13 protein-coding genes and 1 pseudogene are annotated in these 12,217 nt (G+C 71.8%); 10 read left to right on the top strand and 4 right to left on the bottom strand.

Annotated elements, in window-relative coordinates; all coding sequences use genetic code 11:
- Window positions 1-155: 155 nt before the first annotated feature.
- On the top strand, window positions 156-653 hold the full coding sequence (locus tag AB0J02_RS28445) for a peptidylprolyl isomerase (protein ID WP_363196635.1): 498 nt from the start codon (window positions 156-158) through the stop codon (window positions 651-653).
- A 205-nt stretch (window positions 654-858) separates the two neighbouring features.
- Entirely contained in the window at window positions 859-2,187 is a 1,329-nt protein-coding gene (locus AB0J02_RS28440) for a S28 family serine protease (protein WP_363196634.1), read from the top strand.
- A 15-nt stretch (window positions 2,188-2,202) separates the two neighbouring features.
- On the opposite strand, the gene AB0J02_RS28435 is transcribed toward AB0J02_RS28440, so the two are convergent.
- Window positions 2,203-4,383: an FUSC family protein gene (locus AB0J02_RS28435; protein WP_363196753.1), complete on the bottom strand. Its 2,181-nt coding sequence runs from the start codon at window positions 4,381-4,383 to the stop codon at window positions 2,203-2,205.
- Window positions 4,384-4,650: 267 nt separating this feature from the next.
- Here AB0J02_RS28435 and AB0J02_RS28430 point away from each other — a divergent pair, with 267 nt between their 5' ends.
- On the top strand, window positions 4,651-4,893 hold the full coding sequence (locus tag AB0J02_RS28430; RefSeq protein ID WP_363196633.1) for a hypothetical protein: 243 nt from the start codon (window positions 4,651-4,653) through the stop codon (window positions 4,891-4,893).
- 46 nt (window positions 4,894-4,939) lie between these two features.
- Window positions 4,940-6,067 carry a glycoside hydrolase family 88 protein gene (locus AB0J02_RS28425; protein ID WP_363196632.1) on the top strand — a complete coding sequence of 376 codons (1,128 nt, stop codon included), beginning with the start codon at window positions 4,940-4,942 and terminating at the stop codon, window positions 6,065-6,067.
- Between the two features lie 36 nt (window positions 6,068-6,103).
- Here the strand turns inward: AB0J02_RS28425 and AB0J02_RS28420 are convergent, their stop codons facing one another.
- Window positions 6,104-7,726 (bottom strand): penicillin-binding transpeptidase domain-containing protein, encoded by a 1,623-nt coding sequence (locus AB0J02_RS28420; RefSeq protein WP_363196631.1) that lies wholly within the window; start codon window positions 7,724-7,726, stop codon window positions 6,104-6,106.
- A 203-nt stretch (window positions 7,727-7,929) separates the two neighbouring features.
- On the opposite strand from AB0J02_RS28420, the gene AB0J02_RS28415 reads away from it, so the two are divergent.
- Both AB0J02_RS28415 and AB0J02_RS28410 read left to right on the top strand, forming a co-directional pair.
- The gene (locus tag AB0J02_RS28415) at window positions 7,930-8,436 is read left to right on the top strand and encodes a hypothetical protein (RefSeq protein WP_363196630.1); all 507 of its coding nucleotides are present in this window, start codon (window positions 7,930-7,932) and stop codon (window positions 8,434-8,436) included.
- A complete protein-coding gene (locus AB0J02_RS28410; RefSeq protein ID WP_363196629.1) occupies window positions 8,360-9,013 on the top strand; it encodes a hypothetical protein in 654 nt (217 codons plus the stop codon). The genes AB0J02_RS28415 and AB0J02_RS28410 overlap by 77 nt, the downstream gene beginning before the upstream one ends.
- 213 nt (window positions 9,014-9,226) lie before the next feature.
- Here the strand turns inward: AB0J02_RS28410 and AB0J02_RS28405 are convergent, their stop codons facing one another.
- Together AB0J02_RS28405 and AB0J02_RS28400 are read right to left on the bottom strand one after the other, a co-directional pair.
- Entirely contained in the window at window positions 9,227-10,102 is an 876-nt protein-coding gene (locus tag AB0J02_RS28405; protein WP_363196628.1) for an SGNH/GDSL hydrolase family protein, read from the bottom strand.
- Window positions 10,103-10,290: 188 nt separating this feature from the next.
- Window positions 10,291-10,452 carry a hypothetical protein gene (locus tag AB0J02_RS28400; protein ID WP_363196627.1) on the bottom strand — a complete coding sequence of 54 codons (162 nt, stop codon included), beginning with the start codon at window positions 10,450-10,452 and terminating at the stop codon, window positions 10,291-10,293.
- Between the two features lie 179 nt (window positions 10,453-10,631).
- Between AB0J02_RS28400 and AB0J02_RS28395 the strand changes: the two genes are divergently transcribed.
- From AB0J02_RS28395 to AB0J02_RS28380, 4 genes and pseudogenes are all read left to right on the top strand, one after another.
- Entirely contained in the window at window positions 10,632-11,048 is a 417-nt protein-coding gene (locus AB0J02_RS28395) for a tautomerase family protein (protein ID WP_363196626.1), read from the top strand.
- Between the two features lie 120 nt (window positions 11,049-11,168).
- Window positions 11,169-11,285: pseudogene (locus AB0J02_RS28390) on the top strand (RimJ/RimL family protein N-acetyltransferase); the annotation flags it as partial.
- Between the two features lie 125 nt (window positions 11,286-11,410).
- The gene (locus AB0J02_RS28385) at window positions 11,411-11,620 is read left to right on the top strand and encodes a hypothetical protein (protein WP_363196625.1); all 210 of its coding nucleotides are present in this window, start codon (window positions 11,411-11,413) and stop codon (window positions 11,618-11,620) included.
- 33 nt (window positions 11,621-11,653) lie between these two features.
- Entirely contained in the window at window positions 11,654-12,169 is a 516-nt protein-coding gene (locus AB0J02_RS28380; protein ID WP_363196624.1) for a GNAT family N-acetyltransferase, read from the top strand.
- Window positions 12,170-12,217: the final 48 nt, after the last annotated feature.

Genomic DNA, 12,217 nt, shown 5'->3' with positions numbered 1-12,217 from the left:
CCATACCACCCTCACAAGCTCCGGTGTGCCGCCTGGCGGCAAGGGGCGGGAAACCTGCGTCGCTTTGCGCACGCGCGCCGTCACGGAACGTACGGATTCGGCCGTGCGGCCGGGCCGAGTCGGCAATCCGCCGGCCGTGATGCAAGGATTGCGGCATGGCAATCAAGACCTACTTCGACATCACGATCAACGACGAGCCCGCCGGGCGGATCACGTTCAACCTCTTCGAGGACGTCGTCCCGAAGACCGCGGAGAACTTCCGCGCGCTGTGCACGGGCGAGCAGGGCTTCGGCTACGCCGGCTCGTCCTTCCACCGCGTCATCCCGCAGTTCATGCTGCAGGGCGGCGACTTCACCGCCGGCAACGGCACGGGTGGCAAGAGCATCTACGGCGAGAAGTTCGCCGACGAGAACTTCCAGCTCAAGCACACCAAGCCGGGCCTGCTCTCGATGGCCAACGCCGGCCCGAACACCAACGGCTCGCAGTTCTTCATCACGACCATCGTCACCGACTGGCTCGACGGCAAGCACGTCGTCTTCGGCGAGGTCGCGGACGAGTCGAGCCTGGAGCTCGTGAAGAAGATCGAGTCCCTCGGCTCTCGCAGCGGTGCCACCTCGGCCAAGATCACGATCGCCGAGTCCGGCCAGCTCTGACCGACTCCGCACGTAGCCGGGGCCCCCGCCACAGAGGCGGGGGCCCCGGCTTTTGTCGTCACCTTGCGCGGTTCGGCCGGACAGTAACAGGACAGTAAGAAGCGAACCCCAACTCCCGAGCAGGGGCCCCGGGTTAGGGTCTCGGGCACCGGAGCGATGATCCAACTCGCCGTTCCCCCGACCCACCCCGACCCGGGAGGCCTTCGTGCGTCTGCGCACCCTGCCCACGCTGCTGTTGTCCGCCGCCCTCACAGCGGGAGCCCTGGCCGCCACCGCGGTACCGGCGACCGCCTCGACCACCGCGGCAGCCTCCTTCGAGGACCGGCTGCGCGCGATACCCGGCGTCACCGTCACCGGTGTCACGGACAAGGAAGGCTTTCCGCTCTACTCCCTGTCGATCACCCAGCCGATCGACCACGACAGTCCCCGGACCGGCACCTTCCAGCAGCGGTTCACGCTCTGGCACAAGTCGGCGGCGAAGCCGGTCGTCGTCTACACCGGCGGCTACGGCCTGTCCTCGGCCACCCGCGAACCCACCACGATCCTCGACGCCAACCAGCTCAGCGTCGAGCACCGCTTCTTCGGCCCGTCCGTGCCGGCCGGCGCCACTGCGTGGAAGAAGATGACCGTCCAGCAGGAGGCCGCCGACGAGCACGCCATCGTGCGCGCCGTCAGACCGCTGTACGAGAAGTCCTCGAAGTGGCTCGCCACCGGTGGCAGCAAGGGCGGCATGACCGCCACCTACCACTACCGTTTCTACCCGCGGGACTACGACGGCGTCATCGCCTACGTCGCCCCGAACGACGCGAACAACAAGGACGACAGCACGTACGACCGCTTCTTCAAAACGGTCGGTACGAAGGAGTGCCGCGACGCGCTCGACGCCGTCCAGCGCGAGATGCTCGTACGGCGTGACGCGCTCCTGCCGAAGTTCGAGAAGACCGCGAAGGACGCCGGTTACACCTTCACGAACACGCTCGGCACCACCGACCGCGCCTACGAGTTCGCCGTCCTCGACCAGGTGTGGAACTTCTGGCAGTCCGGCTCGGTCGACAACTGCCCGACCGTGCCCGACGCGAAGACCGTCTCCGACGACGCGCTGTACCAGTGGTCGCTCGACCACGGCCTGTCCATCTACGAGGACTCCACGCTCGGCGCCAACGGATCGGGCCCCTACTACCGGCAGGCCGCGGCCCAACTCGGCTGGGCCGACCTGGGGTTCAAGAACCTCAAGGGCGTACGCCACTACCCGGACATCTACCAGCCGAACTCGGTGCTCCCCGCAGAGATGCGCACCGGCTACGACGGCGCCGTCGTCAAGGGCGTCGACAAGTGGGTGCGGACGGAGTCGACCCGCATGCTGTTCGTGTACGGGCAGAACGACCCGTGGAGCGCCGAGCAGTTCACCCCCGGCAAGCGCGACTCGTACAAGTACATCGTGCCCGCCTCCAACCACAACGCCCGGATCTCCGCGCTCCCGGCCGACGAGCGGTCCGCGGCCACCGCGACCATCGAGCGGTGGGCCGGGCAGTAGCCACCCGGCCCCGCCCTACTTGCGCTGCCCCACCGGCACGTCCAGCGGCCTGGCCAGACCCGTGATGCCCTCGTCCAGTCGCTGCAGGTGACGCAGGACGCGGAACGTGACGGTGTTCGCGGCCGGGACGCCCAGACCGTCGGTCTCCAGCATCGCCGCGATGCTCGCCCCCGACTCGACGCTGCCCGTCGTGTCCGTCTCGTTCACGTGCGCGACGAGCACGTCGATGTTGTGGGCGATGCGGCGCGCGGCCCGGCCCAGGCGCGGATCGGCGCCCACCCGCTTGCTGTACGGCACGAGTTCGGCGGTCGCCGCCAGCGACCGTGCGTGGTAGGCCGACGTCTCCAGGAGCGCCACCAGATAGCGGGCGGTCTGGCGCCGCTCGCGCAGCGGCGTGATCGGATGGGTCAGCGGCTGGCTGGACGCCCGGAGATCGTCGAGCGCGGTGTCCAGCTCCCGCGCCTTGTCCAGGAGGTCCATGGCCGGGCCGCCGCTGAGCTGCTCCACCGCGCCCGCCACGACCTCCCCGAGCCGCTCCAGAACGGTGCCGAGCAGTTCGTCGGTGCGGTGGTCGGTCCGCACCGGCAGCACCAGGACCGCCGCGAAGATGCCGCACGCCGCGCCCAGGGCCGTCTCCTCGATGCGCAGCACGAGCACGTCGACGCTGTAGGTGTTCAGGAGTGTGTACAGCAGGCCCAGCATCGCCGTCACGAAGAACGACATCAGCGCGTAGGACAGGGGAGCGGTGAAGAACATCGCGAACACGCACAGCAGGACGAGGACGAACGCGAGCCAGGTGTGGTTGCCCACCGCCCCGGCCAGCGCCACACCGGCGACGACGCCGAGCACCGTGCCAAGGAGCCGCCGGTAGCCCTTCACGACGATCTCGCCCGTGGACGCCGTGTTCAGGAAGACGACCCAGCAGGTCAGCACCGCCCAGTACCAGCGCTGGCTGGACAGGAATTCGCCGCCGACGATGGCGAGCGCCGACCCGACGGCGACCTGGAACGCCGCGCGTGTCGTGGGCCGCCGCAGTCCGCCGGGCTCCGCTGCCTCCGCCTCGGCCGGCGCCTCCTTCTCCGCCGTTATGGACACGTCCTCCGCGTCGAACTCCTCGCGCGAACGCGTCGTGGCGGGGGAGTCGTCGGACTCGTCCTGCGGCCCGTCGAGCGCGAGCCTGAGACCCATGACGGCGCGGGCCGCCTCACCGATACCGCGGAACACATCCTGCGCGGCGAGCGTGGCGCCCGGCGGGATGGCCTCCTCGTCGCGGTAGCCGAGCAGCCGGTTGCGCACGTGGGCGACGGCCGTGCCCCGGTTGGCGTCGGCGGGGCGCGACACCATCAGGTGCAGGGCGCCCAGGTCGCGGCGGAGCGTGGCCGTCGCCTCGTCCTCACGGGGCAGCAGCGCGCCGGCCGCGGGCACCGGCGCGCCGGGCAGGTGCAGCGTCAGCGTGTCGGCGCGCTCGGCGCTGCGGGCGTTCAGGAGCAGCATGCCCAGGCGCTCGGCGGCGACCTCGGCGTCCGCGACACGGCGCTGGATCAGCGCGGCCGTGGCCTCGTCCCGGGCGCCGTCCTCGAGGCGGGCCTGGATCATCAGCGCCGTCTCGTGCAGCCGCGCCGTGTCCCGGCGCAGGTCGCCGAGGACGTCGTCGAGCTCTTCGGGGGGAGCGTCGAGGAGTCGGGTCTGGGCGGTCACCAGCTGGGCGAGCCGCGCCCGGAACGCCTCGCGCAACCGCCCGAGCACCCGCTGCGGCGTCTCCGGTACGAACAGGAAACGGGCCGCCGCGCTGCACGCGAAGGCGATTGCCAACGTACCGAACAGACGCGGTAGTTGGTCGACCGTCGCGTTCACGAACAGGGACACGAAGTAGATCTGGAAACCGATGAGTCCGAGCGCCGTTCCCCGGTCGCCGAATCTGCGACAGTAGACCGCGCCGAAGATCAGCGCGATGAAGAACAGGTCGCCGGCGATCACCCGGCTGTGCAGCAGGGCGCCGAGCGACATCGCCGTGAGCGCCACCGGCAGGCTGAACGCGAGGGTGATCGCCTGTCCGCGCACGGTCTTCTCGCGGATCGCGAACGTGCCGACCATCGCGGCCATCGCACCCGCGACCATGTACGTGACAGGGGTCCCGAGCAGGCCGAGCACGGCGAGGGCCAGGCCGATCGCGGTGATGGTCCGCAGCCCGGCCATCAGCCGCAGCAGTCCCGGGTCGGACGCCACGAAGCGGTCCCACGTCCGGGTCGGGGTCGGCCGTCGTGCCACCTGGGTCACCTGCGTCGCTCCAAGATCGATCCGTCGTTCGTGCCCCCGAGCATACGAGGATGCGAACAAAGCCTTGACGTGAGCATGGCCTAGTCCTTTACTGCTCCTGCCGTGGTTCATATTGATACGCGGTGTTCACAGACCTGAATTGCGGCTCTCTCGCGTCGAATTGCCCCCACAGGATGTGAGGCACGCATGTCGATGAAGCGACGCGTCTACTTAACGATGGCGGCGACCGGGGCGCTGCTCTTGGCGGCCCCCTGCGCACGCGGAGGTCGAGCCCGGCGGCTGGACCTCCGACTCCCCGTCGTCGGCCCGGGCATCGACACCGTGGGCCTGACCACGCTGCCCGAGGAGCGCCACGCGCGGTACCGCATCCGGGCGTTCCGCCAGGGGCCGGGCTCCGACGTGGTCCACCGCACGACCGGAGCAGGCTGACCGCACTCCGAACGATTCCCACCCGCACCCGAGAGAAGGCCCCCACATGCGCAGACGCCACTTCCTCGCAGGCGGCGCCGCCCTCACGGCGACGACCGCGCTCGCCCCCCTCGCCCACGCCGCGCCACGCCCCGCGGCGCTGCCGCCCCGCGCCGGGATCGTCGCGGTCCTGCGCCGCGTCGCCGACCACTGGATCGGCGCCCACACCGACCCCGGCGACAACCTCTGGGCCAACGCCACCTTCTTCAGCGGCCTGCTCACCCTGCACCGTCTGACCGGGGACGCCCGCTATCTGACGTACGCGCGGAACTGGGCGGAGCGGCACGACTACGCCCTCAACGGCGGCGCCACCACCCGCCACGCGGACAACCAGTGCGCGGCCCAGGCCTACCTCGACCTGTACGCGGCCGAACCCGAGGAGGCCAAACTCGCCGCCCTCGAAGCCAACCTGCACCGCATGACCTTCACCGACCAGCCCGACAAGAACGACGACTGGTGGTGGGACGACGCCCTGCACATGGCGATGCCGCCGTTCGCCCGCCTCGGCGTTCTGCGCGGCGACCCCGCGTACGCGCAGAAGCTGCACCGCCTCTACACCCACACCAAGCACACCGAGGGCGGGCCCGGCCTCTACGACGACACGACCGGCCTGTGGTACCGCGACAAGCGCTTCCTGCCCGGCGGCATCACCGCCCCCTCGGGCAAGCCGGTCCTGTGGTCGCGCGGCAACGGCTGGGTCGCGGGCGGCCACGTCAAAACCCTCAAGACGCTGGCGAGCTCGCACCCCGACGTCCCCGAGTACCGCGCCACGCTCACGCGTCTGATCAAGGCGGTCGCCGCCGTCCAGCGCTCCGACGGCTTCTGGAACGTGAACCTCGCCGACCCCACGCACCTCCCCGGTCCCGAGACGAGCGGCACGAGCTTCTTCCTCTACGGCACCGCGTACGCGATCCGCGCCGGACTCGTCGGCCGGGCCGCGCTGCTGCCCGTCGCGGCGCGTGCCTGGAACGGGCTCGTCAGCACGGCCGTGCACCCCGACGGGTTCCTCGGCTACGTCCAGAAGGTCGGGGACCGGCCCGAGTCCAGCCAGCCGGTCACGTACGACAGCACGGCGGACTTCGGCGTGGGCGGTTTCCTCCTGGCCGGCACGGAGCTCGCCGCGCTGGCCGGGTGACGCAACGGACAGAGGGACGGGGCCGGGGCCGGCCGGTCACCGGCCGTCCGCCGCTTGCAGCACGGCCGCCACGAGCGGGCCCGACGACTCCCCGCCCCGGCCGCCGCGCAGCATCACGGCGGCCGCGGCGAGGTCACCGTGCCAGGCCGCGAACCAGCCGTTGGGTTCCTTCTGCCCGGTGACCTCCGCCGAACCGGTCTTCGCCCCGATGTCCCCGCTCAGCCCGGCCATGGGACCCGCCGCGGACCCCGACGTCGCCGTCGTGTGCAGCAGATCCCGCAACTGTGCGTGCGCGGCGGCGTCCAAGGTCCGCCGTGCCGAGGCGAGCGTGCGGTGGTCGACGGACGGCGCGACGAGATACGGCTGACCGAACCGCCCGGTCCGGGCCGTCGAGACGACCGACGCCATGGTCAGCGGGTTCATCCGGACCCCGCCCTGACCGATCAGCGAGGCCGCCTTCGACGCGGCGTGCTCGACCGGTACCGCCCCGTCGAACGCCGCGACGCCGACCGACCAGTGCGCGCCGATTCCGAAGACGTCCCGGGCCTGCCGTGACAGGTCCTCGTCGGCCAGTTTGCCCGCCTGTGTGATGAAGGCGGTGTTGCAGGACGCCGCGAAATCGGCGCGGAAGGTGCCACCGGGGATGTCGAAGTCGTCGACGTTGTGGAACTGCCAGCCGCCGTACGAGGCGGTCTTCGGGCACGGGTGCGGCTTGTCCGGATCGGCCAGTTTCTTCTCCAGGAGCAGCGACCCGGTGATCATCTTCATCGTCGAACCAGGTGCGAGCCGTCCCTCCAAGGCCGTGTTCGGGCCCTCCGTGCGGGAGTTGGCGACCGCGAGGATCTCCCCGGTCGACGGCTTGAGCACCACGATCGAGGCGTCGGTGCGCCGGGCGACCTCCCGCTCGGCCGCCTTCTGCACCCGCGCGTCGAGCGTGGTCCGCAGCCGCCCGGGGGCACCCTCCGGCACGGTCAGCAAGGCGGTGCCGTTCGGCGGCTCCGCGTCCGTACCGGCCGCGGCCCGAGGCACGAGGCGCAGTTCGACGCCCGGCCTGCCGCCCGCCGTCTTCCCGTACGTCCGCCGCAGCCCGTCCACGACAGGGCCGAGCGAGGGGAGCGCCCGCGTGTCCAGCGCCTGCCCGGACCGGTCGACGGCGAGGACCGGCGCGGCTCCGGCCGGCCGCGCCACCAGCCGCTTGCCCTGCCCGAGCCCCGGATGCAGCACCCGGGGCTCCCAGCGCACGACGGGCTTCCCGTCCCCGGCCCGGCGCACCACCGTGAGCGCGGTGCCGTACGTCAGAGGCGCGCGGGCACCTTCGTAGGCGAACTCGGCCCGCACCGAGAACGGCACCCGCGCACCGGCCCGCGCGCCGGGCCGCAGCTCCCGCGCCGCGAGGTGGGCGCGCTCCTTGTAGTCGCGCAGCGCCGCACCGGCCGCCCGCGCGTCGTCCGTGCGGTCCGCGGCCGCGCCGGTGTCGCCGTCCGCCCACGCGCCGAGGAACCCGTCCGCCGCCGAGCGGACCTCGGACGCCGACAGCGGTCCGGTCCGCGGGGCCTCCTCGCCGCCGAACGCGGACCAGGCGCCGATGCCCGCACCCGCGAGCCCGAGCGCGGCCGCGCCCGCGATCCAGAGATGCCGTCTCCTGCGCTCGCCGCTCACGGGGTCTCCGCCCTGCCGCTGGTTCGTCCCGACGCCTCACAGTAGGGCGGGCGACGGTCCCGCTCCCTGTCGGAGTGCGCCGTTCAGGGGCCGCCGTCGTCCTGGTGGCAGCCCCGTACGGACGCCTTCCGGGGGATGCCCCCACCCGCCACGGCGGGTCTGCCGGATGGTGCGGCCCGCCCCCTCCAGGCCAGGCTCGGACCATGCACGATCACGAGATCGCCGCACCCGGCGGGCCCTCCCGTCGCTCCGTACTCGCCGTGGGATCCGCCCTGTTGGCGCTCGCCGTGACACCCGCCGCGGCCGCCCCTCGGACCTCCCCGGCGGACCGCGTACGGCCGCGGCTGCCCGCGCCGACCGGCCCCTGCCCCGTCGGCACGACGGCGCTGCACCTGGTGGACCGGTCCCGTCGCGACCCCTGGACGGCAGGGCCCGTACGGGAGTTGATGGTGGACGTGCGCTACCCGGCCCGCTCCGTGACCGGGTACCGCCGCGCTCCTCAGATGACGGCGCGGGAAGCGGCGGCCTTCGACGGGCTCAACAACTTCGAGGGGCTGGCTGTCCGCCGGCCGGGTCGACTGGTCCGCGCCCCGCACCTCCGCGCCGCTGGACCGCAGCGCGCCGCATCCTGTGGTGCTGTACTCGCCCGGCGTCCTGGACCCGCGCACTCTCGGCACGACCCTGACCGACGAACTCGCCTCGTGGGGTGACGTGGTGATCGCGATCGACCACCCCTACGACGTCCCGGCCGTCGAGTTCCCGGACGGACGTGTGGCCACGAGCCGGCTGCCGCAGGAGTTCGCCGCGGCACAGCGGGAAGGGCCCGCGGCGGTGACCGCGCTCCTGAAGAAGACCTCCGCGGTCCGCTTCGACGACCTCCGCTTCGTCCTCGACACCGTGACGCGGGACTTCGACGACGGGCGCCTGAGCCGGGCGCCGATCGGCGCGTTCGGCCAGTCCGCCGGCGGTTTCGCCGCCGTCCAGGCGCTCCACGACGACCGGCGGCTCGCCGCCGCGGCCAATCTCGACGGTGTCCTCGCGTACGTCCAGGACGACCACGACGAGGGACGGCTCTCCACCGTGGCGGCCGAGAGCACGGACCGGCCGGTGCTGCTGATGGGCGGCGACGGCAACGACCACACCACCGTGCCCTCCTGGCGTGAACTGTGGCGGCACAGCACCGGGTGGCACCGCGATCTGACCCTCCGGGGCACGCGACGTACACGGACGCGGCGACGCTGCTCCCGCAGATCGCCGGCCCCCTTGGCCTGCCCGACGGGACGCTGACCGGCTGGGTCGGCACGGTGCCCACGGCCCGCAGTGCCCACGGCCCGCGGTGTCCACGGCCTGCGCGGTCGCGGCGCAACGGGCGTACCTGACCGCCTTCTTCGACCGCTGTCTCCGAGGCCGCGACGGCGGTCTCCTCGACGGCCCCTCGACGCGTTTCCCCGAGGTCGACTTCGTCCAGGGACCGTCTTCGTAGAGAGGCTGCCGGGGCCGTCAGCCCAGACCGAGCGCGTCGAGCGTGAGGTCCGCCATCGCCGACTCACCCAGCGCGTTCGGGTGCACCGGCACGAAGTTCGTGCCGAACAGCGCCGGCTCCACCCAGCGCACCCCGCTCGCCTGGCACGCGTCGTGCCCCTCGGACGCCCGGGACAGATCGACGTACGTCGCCCCGGTCTCCGCCGCGGCCCGCTGCACCGCGCGGTTGAGGTGGGTCTGGATGTCGCGCACGTACGGTACGTCGCCGGACGCGATCGGCATCTTCACGAAGCAGCCCGTCTGCGCCGTGGCCGGCATGATCCACGGGTAGCCGAGGATCGCGACGCGGGCCTGCGGCGCCTTGTCCCTGGTCGCCTGCAGCGCCGCCTTCACCGCCGGGTAGGTCTTGGTGTCGATGTCGTCGGCGAACTTGTCCCCGTAGAGGGACGTACACGGATGCCCCTGGCCGGCCGAGGCGATCCCGGCCGTCGCGCAGGCCAGGATCGTGTTGATGAACGTGCTGTTGTCATTGCCGCCGATGGTCATGGTCACGAGGCCGGTGTCCGTGCCGAGCGCGTCCAGCTGCGGGGCGACGCCGGGGTACTGCGACCCGGCGAAGTCCTTCGTCTGGGCTCCGCCGCAGGTCACGTCCTTCAGAGCGGCGCCGGTGCGCTTGGCCAGGACGTGCGGGTAGTTGGCGGTCGAGCGGGCACACAGCAGGCTCGCGGTCGGATCGAGGGGGAGCACACCCGAGGCGGCGCTGTAGCTGTCGCCCAGCGCGACATAGGGGAGGGGCTGTGGCGCGGCCTGCGCCGGGACGGTGAGCCCGAAAACCGCCGCACCCGTCGCCACGGCCACTGCCGCGAGCCGCTTCTTGAACGCGTGAATCACCATCTGTTGCTCCTTCGAAACCTTCTCGGCGCATGGCCAAGTTCCGGATGAGACAGGGGAGTTCAGCGCTGTCAGTTGAAGCTACCGACGAGTTCGAATACGCGTCAATAGGTGTGCACGGGGTCGTGACCTGGGGAGTGCGGGCCGCGTGTGTTCACCCTCGGTGGGCCGCTCCGGGAGGACCCCGCCCCTCAGCTCGCCTGCTGGGCGTCCTGCGCGTGGCCGAAGTCGAGGACGTCCTCCGCGGTGCGCTCGGTGTGCTGCGCCGCTTCGCGTACGTCGGCGAGGACGTCGCCGTGCTCGTCGACGAGACGGTCGTAGATGGGCGCCGGGGCGGTGGACGGTGCGGGCACGGTACGGGGCTCCTGCTCTTCGCGGCACGGGTGCCGCCTGGGGTTCGGGACAAAGGGGGACCCTACGCGGCGGCATCCGGCCGGGGTGAGCCGGGGGTCGGCGTCTATGTAACTACTAGTATGTACGGGCGCTGTCCGCCGCTCGGCCGTCATGGCGGAGCCGTCGTAGGAGTACGCCCATGCCTCTGGTCAGGATCGATGCCCTGAACGCCGACAGCGATCGGCTCCACGCGCTGGGGCGCGCCGTGCACGACGCGCTCGCCGAGACCATCGGTTCCCCGCCGGACGACCTGTTCCAGGTGCTCGCCGGCCATGACGGCGACCGCACCGTCCTGCGCTACGGCCAGTACCTCGGCGTGCGGCGCGACGGCGACGTCGTGTTCATCGGGATCACCCTGCGCGCGGGCCGCTCGCCGCGGACGAAGCGGGCGCTGTACCGGCGGATCGCCGAACTCGCCCAGGAGTACGCGGGCACGGAGCCACGCAACGTGCTCGTCACCCTCACCGAGAACGCGTCGATCGACTGGTCGTTCGGTCACGGGCTGGCGCAGTACCAGCTCTCGGATCCGGTCGACGACGAGCCGGAAAACTCGTAACAACTCCGGGTCGCCGGGCCCGCCCGAGCAGGGCCCCTGGCTGGAACCGGCGGCGCTCTGCCGGGCCCGGCGACCCGCGCCGCCCGCGCCACCGTCGGCCCGGTGGTGAAGGAGCCAGGCGGCATGACGAAGGAGGGGGCTCCTCGGGAGAGCTTCCCCTACCGGGGCGGGCGACTCGACATGGAGGTGTGGTCCGCACACGCACCGGAGTGGCGGGCGGGCAGGCAGACACCCTGAGGGCCCCCGCACCCGGAGCCGCTTCGGGCCAAGTGTGTACAACCCCCGGACACGAATCCGCGTTCCCGCTACATAAGAGAGAAGGTGGAAGCGGGGCCCCGCGATGGACAGGGGAGGGCCGTCACATGGTCACACTCAGTGTCACGTTGATACTCGGACTGATCGCCTTCTTGCTGCTGCGCCGAGCGCCCGCCGCGAGAAAGCGGGGCGACACGGCGGTCGTCATGGCGATCATGCTGGTGCTCGGTGTGCTCATCGCTCCCACATCGTTCGGGCAGGCGATCACCAACGGGGTCAATCAGTTCGCGACCACCCTCTCCGGCTGGGGCACGTGATCTCCAGGAGCGGCCCGTGCCAGACTCGGGAGCATGAAGATCAGAGACGCCCGGGACGGTGACTGGGAACGGATCTGGCCGTTCTGGCAGCGGATCGTCCGGGCCGGCGAGACGTACACCTGGGACCCGGACACCGCCGAGCCCGAGGCCCGTGCGCTGTGGACGGGCCCGGGCCGACGGGTGTTCGTCGTGACGGACGACGCCGAAGCGATCGTCGCCACTGCGTACGTCAAGGCCAACTACGGCGGCCCGGCCGCGGCTGTCGCCAACGCCGGGTTCATGGTCGACCCCGCGCACGGCGGGCACGGGTACGGACGGGCGCTGGCCGAGCACGTGCTGGCCGAGGCCGAGGCCGACGGCTATCGCGCCATGGTGTTCAACGCGGTCGTGGAGACCAACCCGGCCGTACGCCTGTGGAGTTCGCTCGGCTTCACGATCCTCGGCACCGTGCCGGACGCGTACGACCACCCGCGCCACGGCAGGGTCGGGCTGCACATCATGCACCGCGCTCTGCAGGGCGGTTCCACCGGGGCCACCCCGTCGGGTTAGGGTTGCCTAACTCGCGGGGTGTCCCGTGGTTCTCCGCGCCTGCCCAAG

It is taken from the genome of Streptomyces sp. NPDC050264 (assembly GCF_040655895.1).
GTDB lineage: Bacteria > Actinomycetota > Actinomycetes > Streptomycetales > Streptomycetaceae > Streptomyces.
The sequence above is the reverse complement of the archived record's forward strand: the minus strand, read 5'-3'. Positions and strand labels throughout refer to the sequence as shown.